The following is a 16,835-nucleotide window of genomic DNA, read 5'->3' on the forward strand; positions in this document are numbered from 1 at the left end:
TTTATTTTTTTGTGTTATGGTTAATGCTAATGAAAAGGAGATTTCAACAATGAAAGTTAAGCTTAATGATAAGATTTTTAGTGCTACTTTAGAACAAAACGAGGCAGTTAATGCCTTTACTCAAATGATTAAAAAAGCCCCTGTTGTGATCAAAATGTGTGATTATGCTGGTTTTGAAAAGGTTGGGTCGCTTGGTAGAAATTTGCCTACTAGCAACACTCATATAACAACAAAGATAGGTGATATCGTCCTTTATAATGATAATCAAATCGTAATATTTTATGGTTCAAATTCTTGGGATTATACAAAAATAGGTCATATAGATGAAGTAAATAATCTTAAAGAAACATTAGGCAATGGCGATGTTGAGGCTAGTTTTTGGCTAGAATAAGCCTTTAAATGCGTTTATTAATGATATAAAACTATAATTACAAAAATAAAAAAGAAAGGATAAAAATGGCTACTTTAATCGAAAAGGATGTTTGTAGGTGGTGCTATTGCTTTAATAAAAAATACTAACGAAACAAATAAGCGATATAAAGAAACTTTAAAAAATATAAGAGAAGAATTATATATAACTTCTTGTGAAAAACTAGATTTTAATTATTATGTTACAACTATTAATAATATAAAATCTTTATGTGGATTGATAAAATTAATTTATCTCAAGAACAAATTGATGAAGTTTTTAACGATATTCTTGCAAATAAACATAGTGTTGTAAGCAATCCTAAGGGTTTTGTACTTGGTGGTCAACCTGGTGCTGGTAAGTCAAATTTAATAAAAATAGTTAAAAATGAGTTAGAGGGTAATGTCATAGTAATGAATGGTGATGATTTTAGAAAATATCACCCTGATTATAAAAATTTTCAGCTACAAGGTAGCAAAGTTCCAGCTCCTAAAAGGTGAGCACTTGCCCCGTCCTCACAGTATACACCCTTGCTAATTGTATGTTTTCTAAGTTCTTCAATATTACCTAAAGTATTAAAAAATTCGGTCTTGTTTTGAAAGTCAAATTTAAAGCTATGACAGGTTTCACAATGCGAACTTGCAGGTTGAAACATTAATTTATCTATTTGTAAAACCATAAGAATTTGTACCCCCATCTATTTGAACCAGGCGTACCATGTATGTCAAATTCTTCTATAGTAGTTGGAAAACCAGGAGAAAAAGAAGCGATTTGCTTAGCAATCTCAGTGGTTATATTCTTAGCCCAAAGCCTTGAAAATTGATTTATGCAGATCACTAATTTACCAGTCAAAAAGCTTAAATTTCCTTCTTCTACATGATAACTAGCTATTTATCTAAAAAGCTATGTTTTGTCTAGGTGTATCTATGATAATATAAACATCATCTGGATAAATTCCTTCTGGCAAAATATTAGACTCAGCTCCATACATTTTTCTTTTTGTGTCCCATTAATTTCTTCAATCTCGTGTGGAAAATGAAGCATTTTTGAGTGCCTACTTCTTTTTCAAGTAGCATATTGTGCAGGGTGACATTCTCCACATTTATTAGGTCCTATGAATTTATTAGGATAATCTAAAATAGATTCAAAACCTAAACGATAGGTTACAGAAACAATTTCTTGATTATTCTCATTTGCATAATCCTTACCGCCTCCAAAACAACAAATTCTTCTTGTCTATCGCTAATGGCTATTTTGCCAACCAACCTACCCTCTTTTTATATTTAAAACAAGGTGATTTTTCTTAATGTAGTTGTAAAAATCTTTTTCTTGTTCTACATAATTCTTTAAGGTTCTAGGCTTTATGCCATCACCTTGTGGAGTTGTAGGATTTGCATGTAAAAGCTCACAATAAAGACCCAAACTAAGCAATGTATAAATAACGCGTTTCATTTTTGCTCCTTTTTAAATTTTATCAATAACTTATATAAATTGATAAAAAAATTCATTAGTATTTTATTAACTTTTTTCTTTATTTAAAGCTTAATTTTTTTGAAATAATGAAAATTTTTGATTTTAATAGGAGTAAAAATATAAAATATCATTTTAAAAAATCTATTTTAAGAAGCAATGATTAATATTTTTTAAATTTGTACGCTTTATAAAAAAATGAATTTTAAATACTTTATAAATAAGAAAGTATAAAATTAATAAATTCCTTGCTATCATTTGGACAAGCAATTACTTTATAATCCTTTGTAGCAATTTTTCTATATTCAATATCTAGTTCAAAGATACTTTCAGAACAATCTATACAAAAAGAAATAGGGTAAATCAAGGCCTCATTTTTTAAATTTGCTAATATATCAGCAGTATTTGGACCAAGCCATTTTACAGGCCCAAGGCGAGATTGATAAGAAAGAATAAACTCATCAAATTCATCTTTTAAAGCATTTTTTAATATATTAAAATGCTCATTTACATGCCTTTCGTATAAATCACCCTTTTTAATAATAGAAAGAGGCAGGGAATGGGCTGAAAAAATAATACTTTTGCAATCAAATTTAGCCTTTTCTTTTAATATATGAGAAACAATCATCTCATTATAGGTAGGATTTTTATAAAAAATATCAAGTTCTTTGATTTTTGCCTTTATATTTAGACTTGAAATTTCATTTTTTAAAACTTGCAAAGAGGTAGTAACTGTGGTTTGAGAATGGTGAGGATATAAAGGAAAAAGAATAATCTCATCATTTTCATTAAAATGATACTTGCTTAAAATATCCTCGGCAAAGGGTTTTACATATAAATTTACAAAATCAAAGGTAAAATCACTATCTATTTTATTTAATTTTTCGCAAAGTTGCTGAGTAAGTCTATTTAATGGAGATTTACCCCCTATTTGTTTATAATTTTCTTGCATAGGCTTTAATCTAGCCTTGGTTATAAAAAAGGCTACAATACTTCTTAAAAATTTATTTTTAATGCCTAAAATATAGGGGTCATTAAACATATTTTTTAAAAAAACTTCACAATCTTGTAAATTCGTAGCCCCACCCATATTTAAAAATAAAACAAGTCTCATATTTTTCCTTATTTTTAGCTATTTAAACGATAATTTAACATAAAAATTTTAATTCATTTTTACTTAAATTAAAGTAATTTTGGTATTATACTCCTTTATAATTTTTTAGAACTTTTTAGGAAAAATATATGGATATTAGAGCTGAGTTTTTAAATTTTTTTAAATCAAAGGACCACGAGATTACGTCTTCAAGTAATCTAGTCCCAGATGATGCAAGTTTATTATTTACAAATGCAGGAATGGTGCCTTTTAAAAGCATTTTTACAGGAGAATTACCATGTCCTAATCCACCTAGAAAAACTAGCTGTCAAACTTGTATAAGAGCAGGTGGAAAGCATAATGATCTTGATAATGTAGGCTATACAGCTAGGCATCATACCTTTTTTGAAATGCTTGGGAATTTTAGTTTTGGGGATTATTTTAAAGAAGAGGCCATTTTTTTAGCTTGGGAATTTGTAACCAAGAATTTAGGTTTTAACAAAGATAAACTTTATGTAAGCATCCATAATACAGATGATGAAGCCTTTGAGTTATGGAAAAAACACATAGATGAGCGTAGAATTTATCGCTTTGGGGATAAGGATAATTTTTGGCAAATGGGAGATATAGGACCTTGTGGGCCTTGTAGTGAAATTTTTTATGACCAAGGTGAAGAACATTTTCACTCTAGTGAAGATTACATGGGAGGAGATGGCGACCGCTTTTTAGAAATTTGGAATTTAGTCTTTATGCAATATGAAAAAGATAAAAACGGCAATCTTAGCAAACTCCCTAAACCTAGCATAGATACAGGCATGGGACTTGAAAGGGTTGTAGCTATAAAAGAAGGTAAATTTAGCAATTTTGATTCATCTTTATTTATGCCTATAATTAACGAACTTTCTAACATTTGCAAGGCAAAATATTTTTATGAAAGTGGGGCAAGTTTTAGAGTAATAGCTGATCATATCAGGTCTAGCGTATTTTTACTAGCACAAGGCATAAGCTTTGACAAAGAAGGAAGAGGCTATGTTTTGCGTAGAATTTTAAGAAGAGCGTTAAGGCATGGTTATTTGCTTGGCTTAAAAGAACCCTTTATGTATAAATTAGTTAAAGTAGTTTGTGAGCTTATGGGTTCTCACTATACTTATTTAAACGAAAAAAAGGACTTTGTAAAAGAACAAATAAAGCTTGAAGAAGAAAGATTTTTAAGCACTATTGATAATGGCATTGAAATTTTTAATGAAGAATTAAAAAAGACAAAGGATATTTTTAGTGGCGAGGTCGCCTTTAAATTATACGATACTTACGGCTTTCCTTTGGATTTAACTGCTGATATGTTAAGGGAAAAAAATCTTAAAGTTGATGAGGAAAAATTTGACTTTTTAATGAATGAACAAAAAAATCGTGCTAAGGCCTCTTGGAAAGGAAGTGGGGATAAGGCAGTAAATGGCGACTTTAAAGCCTTGCTTGAAAAATTTAAAGAAAATTCTTTTATAGGTTATGATAACTTTGAAAGTAATAGTAAAATTTTAGCCCTTTTAGATGAAAATTTTAAAGAAGTATCTAATCTTAAAAAAGGAGAATTTGGCTGGGTAATGCTTGATTACACTCCATTTTATGCAACAAGTGGAGGTCAGGTTTTTGATAGTGGTTTTATTAATGAAAGTAAGGTTTTAGATACTCAAAAATTTTTTGGGTTAAATTTAAGCAAGATAAAAGCTGTTAGTGATTTTAAAATAGGGCAAAGCGTACAAGCTATCATAGATAAAGATAAAAGGGAACAAATTGCAAGGCATCACTCAGCCACTCATTTGCTACATTTTGCACTTAGAAAAATTTTAGGTTCTCATATTAGCCAGGCTGGTTCTTTAGTGGAATTTAATAAATTAAGATTTGATTTTACACACGCAAAAGCACTTAGCAAAGAAGAACTTGAAAAAATAGAAAATTTAGTAAATGATATGATTGTAAATTCCAGCGAGGCAATCTTAGAAAATATGCCACTTGAAGAGGCTAAAAAAAGTGGGGCGATTGCTTTGTTTAATGAAAAATATCAAGGTGTAGTTAGGGTTTTAACCCTAGGTGAAAGTAAGGAACTTTGCGGGGGAACCCATATAAAAAATACAGCCCAAATTGGCAGTTTTTACATAGTAAAAGAAAGTGGGGTGAGTGCTGGGGTTAGACGCATTGAAGCAGTTGTTAGCAAGGCAGCACTTTCGTATGTAAAAAATTTTATGAATGAGTTAAATTTTTTAAAAGAAGAGTTAAAAACAAATGATATACAAAGTGCCTTTAACCGCCTTAAAAATGAGAATTTAAAGCTTAAAAATGAGCTTAAAAATATGGGTGAAAATAGCTTTTCGGTTAAAAAAATTAAAGATATAAATGTATGTGTTCAAAATGTCAAAAGTGGTGATATAAAGGCCATGATAGATGATTTTAAAAATAAATTTGAAAAGGCAGTTATTTTGCTTATCCAAGAAAGCGATGAAAAAATAAAACTTGCAGCAGGGGTTAAAAATGCTACTATCAAGGCTGGTCAATTAGTAAAATTTGCTGCTGTTATACTTGGTGGAAATGGTGGTGGCAAAGATGATTTTGCCACGGCTGGTGGAAAAGATTTTTCTAAGATAAACGAGGCCTTAGAACAAAGTTTAAGTTTTATAGAAAATGAATTAAAAGGCAATGAATGAGAATTTTAACCTATTTTTTAAGTTTTATCTTACTTTGCGTAATAGCAGTTGTAGGATTTGGGACTTATTTATTTACAAGCATTGATACAGATGGTTATACCTTTAAAGAATACAAACCTTCTCTTTCTACTCAAATTTTTGATAAAAATGGGAAGTTAGTAGCAAATATCTTTGATGAAGAACACCGCTTTTATGTAAAATATGAAGACTTGCCATCTCGTTTAATTGAGGCCTTGTTAGCTATTGAGGATACTTCATTTTTTGAACACAATGGAGTTAATATAGATGCGATTTTTAGAGCCCTTATAAAGATTGTAAAAAGTGGGGGGCGTACTATGGAAGGGGCATCAACTCTAACTCAACAATTTATTAAAAATACAGAATTAACGCCTGAAAAAACTATAAATAGAAAGCTTAAAGAAGCATTACTAGCGTATAAAATGGAATTTACACTTAACAAGGAAGAAATTTTAGAAAGATATTTAAATTATATATTTTTTGGACATGGTTATTATGGTGTTAAAACAGCAGCCCTTGGATATTTTCGCAAGGATTTAAATGAGTTAAGCCTTAAAGAAATAGCTATTTTAGTGGGCTTACCAAAGGCCCCTAGTAGTTATGACCCTACAAAACATTTAGAACTTTCAATATCTCGTGCAAATAATGTAGTACAAAGAATGTATAATCTAGGCTGGATTTCAAAAAGTGAGTATGAAAATTCAATAAGTGAAATTCCTATAGTTTTTAACGATACACTTACTCAAAATACTGCACCTTACGTGGTTGATGAGGTGATTAAAGAACTTAGTCCAAAATTGCAAGATTTAAAAAGTGGGGGTTATCAAATTCATTTAAATATTGATTTAGATGTGCAAGAAATGGCTCAAAATGCACTTCGCTTTGGTTATGATGAGATAGTAAAAAGGGATAAGGATGCAAATTTAAGCACACTTAACGGGGCAATGGTTGTTGTAAATCATCAAAATGGAGAGGTTTTAGCCCTTGTTGGTGGGGTAGATTATGAAAAAAGCAATTACAATAGGGCTACGCAAAGCACAAGGCAACCTGGTAGTTCTTTTAAGCCTTTTTTATATCAAATAGCTGTGGATTTGGGTTATTCTACCATGAGCGAGGTGGCTGATATTTCTCGTATTTTTGAAGGTGGGGCAGGTGATAATAAGGACTGGATTCCAAAAAATTATGGAAAAGATGTGGGTGGATTTATAACCTTAAAACAAGCTCTAACTAGTTCAAGGAATTTAGCTACTATAAATTTAGCCCTTGATATAGGTATAGATGTGGTGCATTCTAAGCTTGTAAATATGGGCTTTGAAAATGTGCCTGCTGATTTGTCAATAGTACTTGGAAGTTTTGGAATTTCGCCTTTGGAATTTTCTAAATTTTATACTATGTTTGGAAATTATGGCAAGATAGTACAACCTAATATTATTAAAAATGTTATAGATCAAAATGGAAAAACTATCTTAGAATATAACACAAATTCCTATAAGGCAAGCGAGGAAGAACAAGCCTTTTTAGTACTTGATATGATGAGAAATGTCGTAGAAAATGGTACTGGCCGCAATGCTAGGGTAGGTGGCATTGAAATAGCAGGTAAGACAGGTACTACAAATAAAAGCGTGGATGCTTGGTTTTGTGGGATAACGCCTGAGATTGAAGCATTGATTTGGTATGGCAATGATGATAATAAGCCTATGCGTTACACTGAAGGTGGGGCAAGAACTTCAGCCCCTGTTTTTAGAGAATTTTTAAGCACTTATTTAAAGAAATTTCCAAATGCAAAAAGGCATTTTAGCACCCCAAAAGGCGTTAGAATGGGTACTTTTAATGGAAAAACTGAGTATTATACTTCAAAATCGCCCTTTCCAAAGCAAAATCCTACCTTAAATGAGGAGATATTATTTTGAAACAAATGCAAAGTTATAAGGATGATAAAAATAACATTATATATTATGCTTTATATAAAAATTTAGATGAGATATTAATTAATTCTAAGTTTGAATTTAGTGGAAGTGACAATATAGTTTTCTTAGATGAAAATGCAAAATTAGAAAATTGTACTATTTGCTTAAAACAAAATAATATATTTTTTATGGGAAATTCTTTTTTGAAAAAAAATGTTATAGTTATGTGGCAAGATAGTCTTTGCTATATAGGGCATCATAATTATTTTAATCCACATGGACAAGGCAGAAATTTTATTATTTCAGCAAAAACAAATGTAATAATAGGCAATTTTAATCTTTTTTCTATAAATATTTGGTTTAGGACCTCTGATCCACATTTAATCTATGATAAAAAAACTAATAAAAGAATAAATCATACTAAAAGCATTTTTATAGGTGATAATGTATGGGTTGGTCAAGATTGTGCTTTTTTAAAGGGTGTCTTTGTGGCAACGGGTGCTGTGATTGGAGCTTGTAGTGTATTATCAAATAAGACTTATTATTCAAATACCATAAATGCCGGTGTACCTTGTAAGGAGCTTAAACAAAATATATTTTGGAAAAATTTCTGTGATCAAGATTGGGACGATGAAACTAGTAAAAAATATGAATTTAGTGTGGATAATAATTTTGATTTTAACGAGAATGAATTTTTAGATCCAAAAGAACTAGATAATAAATTATTAAATTTAAAGGATATAAGAGAAAAATTTGATTTTGTGTACGAAAAACTTTATTTAAATACGCATAAAAATCGCTTTTCTTTAACTTCTCCTTTAAAAAATGAGTATAGAGGAGCAGTTTTTAGGGTAAAAAATATGCTTTCTTATAAATTAGGGGCTTGTTTGATAAGTAATTCTAAATCATTTAGTGGGGTAATTGCCTTGCCATTTAAGCTTTTAAAAATTGCAATTAAACATAAAAGGCAAAGTACTTTTTATAATAATTTAATCAACATACACCCAAAATTCATCTTGCCTGGCATTGAAAGTTATAGCGATTACAAAGAAGCCTTGCATTATAAAAATCATCTTTCTTATAAACTTGGCTTTGGTCTAATAACTTCAAGTAAACGCTATTGGGGGGGGGATTAGTAAAATTCTTTCTTTATGATATTTTTAAGATTTATAAGGAATTTAAAAAAAAATAAAATTATTTTTTGCGTTTTTTAATGCTTTGTTTATCTAAATATTTTTTTATATTATCTTTAATTTTTGGTAGATAATTGTGTATCGTTTTAAAATTTAAGTTTTTATAGTCGTTAATAGCTGTATTTCTAATAATCTTTAAAGCTATTAAGGCTTGTAAATTTTGCTTATCTAAAATTGTATTTATAAAAACAAAAATATTTTTTTCTATATTTTCATAGCATACTATTAAATGCATAATAACAGCTGGTTGAGTTTTTATCTCATCGTTTAAGGCTTTGTAAATATCTTTATCACAAAGTTCTAAAATCATTTCAATTGTTTTAAAGTATTTTGTATCTTTTCTAAATTATTTGTCATAAATTACCTTTTTTTGTAAAGTGTTTTATAATTAAAAATTTAAAAAAATACTAGCCTTTAAAGGCTAGTAAATTAATGCAAGGTTAAAGAAGGTAGGATATATTTAATCCAAGGAATTCCAACTACTATATAAATTGCCATAAAGATTATCGCAAAAATAGCCCCGAGTTTAAAGAATGTAGGACCTTTTATATAGTGGCTTCCATACCAAAGTGGAGAACAACCTGTACCATATGGAGTGATAATACCCATAAAACCCATAGGCAAACATAAAATAAGCATTGTTTCAACTACATTTAAATTTGGTACGGCGTGTGCAATAGTTGCAAAAATAGCAATCATAGCAGTAACAAAGGCAGTACCTGATGCAAAGCAATATCTAAAAATACTAAAGCTTAAAAGTAAGATTATCATAGCCCAGAAGGTATCAAGATTAACTAAGTATTGTTTTAAGATATTTCCAGCCCAATCTAAATAACCAACATTTTTAAGACCAGCAGCCATAGCAACAAGAGTTCCAAACCACATTAATGTATTCCAAGCAGGTTTATTTGATAGAAAATCTTGCCAATCAATTACCTTTGTAGCAAACATTAAAACTATAACGACAAAGGCTGTAGTAGTTGCATTTATAGCAAAGATACTTCCACCAACCCAAAGGATAAGGCCGATTAAACAAATTAAAACCATAAAAATTTCGCCTTTGCTAATCTTACCTAGTTTTGCCCTTTCTTGATTTGCCCATGCTACAACCTCGCTTGAACCTTTGATTTCAGGTGGATAAATGATATAGCAAAGTAAAGGCGTGATTAAAAATAAAATTACACCAACAGGGGCAAAGGCTATTAACCAACCAGTCCAGTCAACTACTTGTACTCCTTGTTTTTGAAGAAGTGAAAGGGCCAATGGGTTAGGGGCTTGTCCTGTTAAAAATATAGAACTTGAAACACAACATGTAGCAACACCTATCCAAATAAGATAAGAACCTATTTTGTGTGGATTTTTATCAGGCGTACTATCAAACATTGTAGAAATAGCCGAAACTATAGGATAAACTGTGCCACCACTTCTAGCTGCATTACTTGGTATAAATGGGGCTAAAATGCCATCAATTATAGCTATAGCATAACCAAGACCAAGGGTAGAATTTCCAAGCTTTGCAACGATTGCTAAGGCTAATCTTTTACCAAGGCCAGTTTTGTTAACCCCAATACCTATGGTAAAGGCTATAAAGATAAGCCAAACAACTGAATTTGAAAAACCACTTATTGCCCAGTTAACGGCAACAGCAGGTTTTATAGCAGCATTTTCAGCACCACTTCCAACAGGTCCTACCTTAAATAAGGCTGCAACTGTAATTGCTATAACACCAATTAGGGCTGATGGTATAGGTTCTAAAATCAAGCCTACAATCAATGCAAAGAAAATAGATGCATAAAGCCAAGCATTAGAACTAAGTCCCCAACCACCATTTAACTGAGAAATTCCATACAAAAGAAATCCTAGTACTATAGGTGTTAAAAGCTTAAAATAAAAAGTGTAATTTAACTTTTTATCCACGTTTTTCTCCTTAGGTGAATTTGTGTTATTATTAATAAATCACGAATAAAATGATAAATCAAATTTTTTAAAAAATAGCTTAAAATTGTATTTAAAAGTCTTTAAAAATAGGTTATGAAGTATTATTTTTTAGTTATTTAAAACAAAAATACAGTGTTAAATTTTTTAAAAATAAAAATAAATAAAAATTAAATTTATAATACTTGGCATAAAGCCAAGTATTATTATTTTGGAGTGCCTGTATATTTGAATTTATATTCTACCTTGAAAGGTTCAAACCATTTACCAACACCTGTTTCTTCATCAACATGACGACCAAAACCTTGTTTTTCTGGATTTGTTATAAAATAGGTTAATTGATAATTGCCTACGCCAAAACCACCACTCTTATCTTTTTCCATAGCTATATTTGCACCATAGTGAGGACCATCATCAGCAACCATAGGCATTAAGGTTCCTCTTTTTACTTTGCCTGTGTCAAGATTTTTAAGCTCATAAGCAATGGTTAAATAAGGCATCCAAAAGCCTTCTGCAAAACCATTTGGATTGTTTTTAATAGCGTGAATATCAGCTTCTAAGTGAATATCAGCTAATGATGCTGCTAAATCTATACCACGAGGTTCCATATCAATCGGTTGTAAATAAACAGCGGCAATTTCCATGCCGTTTAACTCAATAGGGTCACCAATTGGCACTTCACCAGCAAAGGCTCCCATTCCCATAATCGCTGCCATACCAGCAGCTACAAATAATTTTTTCATTTTATTGCTCCTTTTTTTGAGATTTTATGTGTTATTAAAATGCCAGAAACTAGCAAAATTAAAACCAAAATTTGAGGTATTAGTGTTTCATAATAAGGATAAATACCAAATGTTGTTATAGGTTCAAATTTAAATGGTGTTAATGTTGGTATTATCACTTTACCTTCGATAAGCTCGGCGATACCTTTGCCTGTGAAGATGAAAACCATATAAAAAATAATATATGAAACAACATAGAAAAATTGTTTTACAGGGATACGAATAGCCCCTGCCTTCAATAGAAAATAAAGTGCCACTAAAATGACAATACCCACTCCAAGCCCTACAAATACGGCTGTGTAATCTGTACTAGTTTTTGAATCTATTAATAATGCTTGATAAAAAAGAACCGTTTCGGCCCCTTCCCTATAAACTGCTAAAAATACCGTAAACCAAAGTGTTTTAGCCGAATTATTTGAAATAGCCTCTATGGTTTGGTCTTTAATAAATTTAACCCATTTTTTATTATTTGCATTTGAAAGTAGCCAAAAGCCTACATAAAATAGTAAGGCGACGGCTATTAGCATGGTAACGCCTTCTATTAATTCTCTTTTTTGTCCTGCATTTTCCTTAAATATCCAAGCTACGATAAAGGCCGTTATAAAACTTAAAATTACCCCTGTAAATAGGGCAGAATAAGCTATATTTAAGCGATTTTTATTGCCACTTTGAATAAGATAAGAAACTATAGCAACCACTATTATTAAGGCCTCTAAACCCTCTCTTAAAATGATAACTAAGGACCAAATGAAAAGAGAATAAGGGCTTGATTCTTGTATTAAATCTATGCTTGATGAAATGGCTGAGTTTAATTCATCAAAACAAGCACTAAGTTCGTTTTTATCAACATTTGCCCTAATCAAAGCAACGCCTTTTGAAAAAAAGGCTTCTATCTTAAATTTTAAATTACTATCAACTGCCCCGATTTTACTTTCCATGCCACTAGCCTCAAAGATATCTAAATAGACATTTTGCAAATCATCTATAATAGAAACGCTAAAGCCATCATAATCTTGTAAAATTTTATCTAAGGCTATTTTTATATCATTTGCAACCTTTGTATAATCCTTACCAGCGTTTGTATCTTTAAAGCCTACTAGTTTTAAGGTGCTAAGCTCGTTTTCAGGAAGTTTTACAAAGGCATCAAATAATTCTTCTTCAATACTTGAAAGATTATCTCTAAATTCTTTTTCATCTATATTATTTTCATTCATTCTAGATATAATTTTTCTAATGCCTTGTTGAATTTTTTGATCACTTTTTGCCCCAACAAAGCTATTAATAAGTACTTCTATCTTAGTGTTTCTATAATCATTAAACAAAGCATCATTTAAAAATTTCTTACTTTCTTCTATATTATTTGCATGAAAGGCACTTGCTGCTTGGCTAAATTTTGTAGAGATATTATCAAGTATAAATTGTAATCTCATATCCATAGCAGCTGCAGCTTGTAAATCAGCTTGTACAGAGTCGTTTGTATTATCTATATTTTGCGATACTTGATTGTTTGAATTTTCTTGTTTTCTAAGTTCTTCTACGCTAATTCCCATCATTTGAGCTATCATTAATTCAGCCTCGGCCTCTCTTTTTTTATTTTCCTTAATAGAAGAAATCTCTGCTGCAACCTTATCGTAATTTGTATCACTAGCCTCAGCCTTTAAACGAAAGCCCTTTTGTAAAATAGGGGCTACTTCATCTAAATCATAACAAAGACTTTCAACTAGGGCGTTTATTTGAACTATAGGGGCGTTATCCTTATATAAACGACGCAAATTTACAAATTTTCTTTCCATTACTATAGCTTTTTTACCTATGTTTCTACCTATGGCACCTTCTAAATTTTCAAATCTTTGAAAATAAGCATCTTCGCTAAGTTTTTTGGCCTTAGCCCAATCGCCACCCTTATAAAATTCAACGCTTTGTTTAAGAATATCTTTTATATCATTTGCCTCATCTATGAAATTTTCAACTCTAGCAAGGGCTAAATTTGCAAAAAAAAGTAAAAATAAAAATATAATTTTGTGTGCAATTTTCATTTATAAAAATCCTTAATAATATTTATTATCAATATTTTTGAGAAAGTATAATATTTTTTTTATAAAATAATTCTTAAAAATTTTTCATTTTAAATATAAAATTTAAACTATAAAATAGGGCTTTAAGATTAAAATGTATTAAAAAAAAGAATAAAATTATAAAATGATAAGATATATAAAAATTAACTTTTAAAAAATGGAATGCTTTTTGCTTGTATTTTTGAAAATCTTTAAAAAGGAGAAAAAATGCAAGTAGATGATAGTACTCTTGTAAGTTCGTTGTTTAGTACTAGCACTAAGATTAAAGAAGAAGAAAGTAATGCTGATGAATTTCAAGCACTTTTAAATTCTTTAAAAAATGAAGAAGAAGAAAGTAGTAGCGATAAAAGTACTTTGGTAAATGAGGACTTAGACCTTGATAGTGCGATTGATAACTACACCTTTAACGCTATTGAAAAGGCTAAGCAAGATAGGTATGCCCAAATTGAAGATGACATACTTAAAAAGCTTTTAGAACTTTGATTTTAAACACAAGGCAAGAATTAATATTGCCTTGTTAATCTATGAATCTTTTTGTTAAATCATTATAAAATTCAATTCTTCTATCTCGTAAAAATGGCCACCACCTACGCATATTTTCACATTTATTTTTATCAATTTCTATTACCTTAACGCATTCATTTTTAGAATCTGCTTTGAATAATTCTTCTCCACCAGCCCCAAAGGCAAAAGAAGAACCCCAAAATCTTATACCCTTACTAACTCCACTTTTATCTTTTTCAAAGCCCACTCTATTAACAGCTACCACAGGTAAGCAATTAGCAATAGCATGTCCTCTTTGAACCCCAATCCAAGCTTCAAGTTGCCTTTGTTTTTCTTCTTTGCTATCATCATCAAACCAACCAATAGCAGTAGGGTAAATTAAAATTTCAGCACCCTTTAAAGCCATTATTCTAGCTGCTTCTGGGTACCATTGGTCCCAACAAATTAACACCCCAAGCCTCCCAAGACTTGTATTTATAGGCTCAAAACCAAGGTCTCCTGGAGTAAAATAAAATTTTTCACAAAAATTTGGGTCATCAGGAATATGCATTTTTCTATATTTTCCAGCTATATTTCCATTTTTTTCAAAGACAAAGGCACTATTATGATAAAGTCCAGCACTTCTTTTTTCAAACAATGAAGTAATTAAAACAATCTTATGTTTTTTTGCTACACTTGCCCAAAATTCAATATCCTTTTTATAATTATTTGCAAGGTCGAAAAAATCCACATTTTGACTTTGACAAAAATACTCGCTTTGGTGTAACTCGCCAAGGCAAATAAGTTCTGCCTTATCTTTAACGGCTTGTTCTATAAATTCGCAAGTTTTTTCAATGGTAAGTTTTTTGTTTTGGTGAAATTTTTGTTGTATTAAGGCTATTTTCACTTTCTTTTCCTTTCTGCTTCTTGGTCATCATATGGGTCAAGGTGAATTTGAATATCCCATTTTTCATTTGTAAAAATCTTACGAATACACTCTTCAAGCGTATCTGAAATTTTATGGGCTTCTAATAGGGAAATTATAGGACAAAAAACCAAATGAACGCTAAGATAATTTATATCAGGTGTTTTTCTAGTTTTAAAATCGTGAAAAGAAATTATTGATTTATTATCTTCAATAAGCTTATAAATAGCTTGAATTTTCTCATCTTCTAAGGCTACGTCCATTAAAAAGGCTAATGCTTTTTTAATGATTTTAAAGGCACTAAAAATTGTATATAAGCTAATAATAATGCCAAAAATTGAATCAATGATATAAAAATTTGTAAAGTATATTAAAAATAATGCTATAAGCGTACTTAAATTCGTTAAAAAATCACTTTTATAATGCAAACAATCGCTTTCTATAACAAGACTTTTTGTTTTTTTTGCTACCAAAGTTAAAAAAAATATAAGCAAAAATGTTATGATTAATGATATAAGCATTACATAAATACTAAGCGATAAATTAATAATTTCTTCTTTGTGATAAATTTTATATATGCTTTCATAAAAGATAAAAATGCCTATACATACTATAAAAACGCCCTCTAAAAGCCCCATAAGTGCTTCTATTTTACTAAAACCAAAATTATATTTTGAATTTGGAGATTGTGAGCTTTTTTTAAGTGTTAAAAAATTAAAGGCTGAAATAGCAAAATCCATCATAGAATCAATAGCACTAGAAAGCACAGCAACCGAACCACTCGCAAGTCCTACGCCAAATTTAATCAAGGTTAAAATAAGGGCACAAATACTAGCTATAATGGTAGCTTTTTTAGCTAAGTTCATTCTTGTCCTTTAAAAAGATTATTACAAGCACAATGTAAGGACCCATTTTGTCTTAAAAATACCCTTGCATCAACTCCTATTATTTGCCTATTTTTTATCACTTTTTCTAAATTTTTCTTAATGATTAAATCATTTTTATCATTATAAAAAGGTACAATCAAGGCATTATTTATAAAAACAAAATTTGCATAACTTGCCCCAAGTCTTTTATTATCATAAAAAATAGGCGAGGGTAGGGGTAATTTTACTAAATTAAAACCTGTTTTTAAAAGTTCATGTTCCATAGCTTTTAAGGGCTTAAAATGTATATCTTTTTCATTCTCACAAATTGAGTAAGCTATGGTATTTTCATCTATAAAACGAGCTAGTGTATCTATGTGATGGTCTGTATCATCGCCTTGTATAAAGCCATTTTCAAGCCAAATAATGCGTGAAAGCCCGAAAAATTCTTTTAAATGAGTTTCTATTTCTTTTTGATTTAAATGAGAATTTCTATTTGAATTTAATAAACAATCTTTTGTAGTAAGTAAAACACCTTGTCCATTAAAATCAACACTGCCTCCTTCAAGGATAAAATCAATATCTTTAATATTTTCCTTAAATTTATCCTTGAAAAGTTTTGAATTTAAGGCATTATCAAGTTCACTTTTAAATTTATTACCCCAAGCATTAAATTTAAAATTAAGCACCTTTATAACATTGTTATCTAAAATTTCAATAGGACCATAATCTCTAATCCAAGTATCATTTGTATCGCAAATAAAAAATTCTATATTTTGCATATGTTTAAATGGCTTAAAATCCTTTTCACTCGGGGCTATTAATAAAACTTTTTGAAACTTACTCACATGGTTTATAAAATTTTCATAGGCTTTTAAAATTTCATTTAAATAAGGCTTCCAATCCGTTTTTTCATGTGGCAAGGAAAGCATTAAGTATTCTTGTTTGTTCCATTCAGGGATAGCTTTTATCATTTATATACC

Annotated in this window: 16 protein-coding genes; 6 read left to right on the plus strand and 10 right to left on the minus strand. The window is 30.0% G+C overall.

Annotation, left to right across the window (positions count from 1 at the left end; translation table 11 throughout):
- The first annotated feature begins 49 nt into the window (after positions 1 to 49).
- Positions 50 to 391, plus strand: a complete 342-nt coding sequence (locus FMM56_RS07490; RefSeq protein ID WP_150208247.1) for a cyclophilin-like fold protein — start codon at positions 50 to 52, stop codon at positions 389 to 391.
- 248 nt (positions 392 to 639) lie between these two features.
- Positions 640 to 909: a zeta toxin family protein gene (locus FMM56_RS07495; protein ID WP_150139487.1), complete on the plus strand. Its 270-nt coding sequence runs from the start codon at positions 640 to 642 to the stop codon at positions 907 to 909.
- On the opposite strand, the gene FMM56_RS07500 is transcribed toward FMM56_RS07495, so the two are convergent.
- The 3 genes from FMM56_RS07500 to hemH all read right to left on the minus strand — a co-directional run bounded on the left by FMM56_RS07500 (position 870) and on the right by hemH (position 2,993).
- On the minus strand, positions 870 to 1,106 hold the full coding sequence (locus tag FMM56_RS07500) for a hypothetical protein (RefSeq protein WP_150205986.1): 237 nt from the start codon (positions 1,104 to 1,106) through the stop codon (positions 870 to 872). The two genes, FMM56_RS07495 and FMM56_RS07500, sit on opposite strands and share 40 nt — an antisense overlap.
- Positions 1,107 to 1,675: 569 nt before the next feature.
- A complete protein-coding gene (locus FMM56_RS07505; RefSeq protein WP_150180288.1) occupies positions 1,676 to 1,861 on the minus strand; it encodes a hypothetical protein in 186 nt (61 codons plus the stop codon).
- A 232-nt stretch (positions 1,862 to 2,093) separates the two neighbouring features.
- Positions 2,094 to 2,993 carry a ferrochelatase gene (hemH, locus tag FMM56_RS07510; protein WP_150208250.1) on the minus strand — a complete coding sequence of 300 codons (900 nt, stop codon included), beginning with the start codon at positions 2,991 to 2,993 and terminating at the stop codon, positions 2,094 to 2,096.
- 128 nt (positions 2,994 to 3,121) lie between these two features.
- Between hemH and alaS the strand changes: the two genes are divergently transcribed.
- From alaS to FMM56_RS07525, 3 genes are read left to right on the plus strand one after another with little or no spacing between them, the layout of a single operon-like run.
- On the plus strand, positions 3,122 to 5,668 hold the full coding sequence (gene alaS, locus FMM56_RS07515; RefSeq protein ID WP_150208253.1) for an alanine--tRNA ligase: 2,547 nt from the start codon (positions 3,122 to 3,124) through the stop codon (positions 5,666 to 5,668).
- Entirely contained in the window at positions 5,665 to 7,596 is a 1,932-nt protein-coding gene (locus tag FMM56_RS07520; RefSeq protein ID WP_150139499.1) for a penicillin-binding protein 1A, read from the plus strand. Before alaS ends, FMM56_RS07520 begins: the two co-directional genes overlap by 4 nt.
- Positions 7,593 to 8,729 (plus strand): hypothetical protein, encoded by a 1,137-nt coding sequence (locus FMM56_RS07525; RefSeq protein WP_150150979.1) that lies wholly within the window; start codon positions 7,593 to 7,595, stop codon positions 8,727 to 8,729. Before FMM56_RS07520 ends, FMM56_RS07525 begins: the two co-directional genes overlap by 4 nt.
- A 58-nt stretch (positions 8,730 to 8,787) precedes the next feature.
- On the opposite strand, the gene FMM56_RS07530 is transcribed toward FMM56_RS07525, so the two are convergent.
- From FMM56_RS07530 to FMM56_RS07545, 4 genes are all read right to left on the minus strand, one after another.
- Positions 8,788 to 9,096 (minus strand): hypothetical protein, encoded by a 309-nt coding sequence (locus FMM56_RS07530; protein WP_150150982.1) that lies wholly within the window; start codon positions 9,094 to 9,096, stop codon positions 8,788 to 8,790.
- 119 nt (positions 9,097 to 9,215) lie between these two features.
- A complete protein-coding gene (locus FMM56_RS07535; protein WP_150180292.1) occupies positions 9,216 to 10,703 on the minus strand; it encodes a DASS family sodium-coupled anion symporter in 1,488 nt (495 codons plus the stop codon).
- Between the two features lie 224 nt (positions 10,704 to 10,927).
- Complete coding sequence (locus tag FMM56_RS07540) at positions 10,928 to 11,464, minus strand: iron transporter (RefSeq protein WP_150139505.1); 537 nt, start codon at positions 11,462 to 11,464, stop codon at positions 10,928 to 10,930.
- The gene (locus tag FMM56_RS07545) at positions 11,461 to 13,539 is read right to left on the minus strand and encodes an FTR1 family protein (protein WP_150180293.1); all 2,079 of its coding nucleotides are present in this window, start codon (positions 13,537 to 13,539) and stop codon (positions 11,461 to 11,463) included. The genes FMM56_RS07540 and FMM56_RS07545 overlap by 4 nt, the downstream gene beginning before the upstream one ends.
- Positions 13,540 to 13,785: 246 nt before the next feature.
- On the opposite strand from FMM56_RS07545, the gene FMM56_RS07550 reads away from it, so the two are divergent.
- Entirely contained in the window at positions 13,786 to 14,061 is a 276-nt protein-coding gene (locus tag FMM56_RS07550) for a hypothetical protein (protein WP_150139508.1), read from the plus strand.
- Positions 14,062 to 14,095: 34 nt separating this feature from the next.
- On the opposite strand, the gene FMM56_RS07555 is transcribed toward FMM56_RS07550, so the two are convergent.
- Genes FMM56_RS07555 through FMM56_RS07565 form a run of 3 tightly spaced genes read right to left on the minus strand, consistent with a single transcriptional unit; the run spans position 14,096 to position 16,826 of the window.
- Positions 14,096 to 14,968, minus strand: coding sequence for an N-carbamoylputrescine amidohydrolase (locus FMM56_RS07555; protein ID WP_150139510.1), 873 nt, complete (start codon positions 14,966 to 14,968; stop codon positions 14,096 to 14,098).
- Positions 14,965 to 15,852 (minus strand): cation diffusion facilitator family transporter, encoded by an 888-nt coding sequence (locus FMM56_RS07560; RefSeq protein ID WP_150139512.1) that lies wholly within the window; start codon positions 15,850 to 15,852, stop codon positions 14,965 to 14,967. Before FMM56_RS07560 ends, FMM56_RS07555 begins: the two co-directional genes overlap by 4 nt.
- Positions 15,849 to 16,826 (minus strand): agmatine deiminase family protein, encoded by a 978-nt coding sequence (locus FMM56_RS07565; protein ID WP_150139514.1) that lies wholly within the window; start codon positions 16,824 to 16,826, stop codon positions 15,849 to 15,851. The genes FMM56_RS07560 and FMM56_RS07565 overlap by 4 nt, the downstream gene beginning before the upstream one ends.
- Positions 16,827 to 16,835 lie beyond the last annotated feature (9 nt).

Source organism: Campylobacter sp. LR264d, from assembly GCF_008633895.1.
In the GTDB taxonomy this organism is placed as follows: Bacteria; Campylobacterota; Campylobacteria; order Campylobacterales; family Campylobacteraceae; genus Campylobacter_D.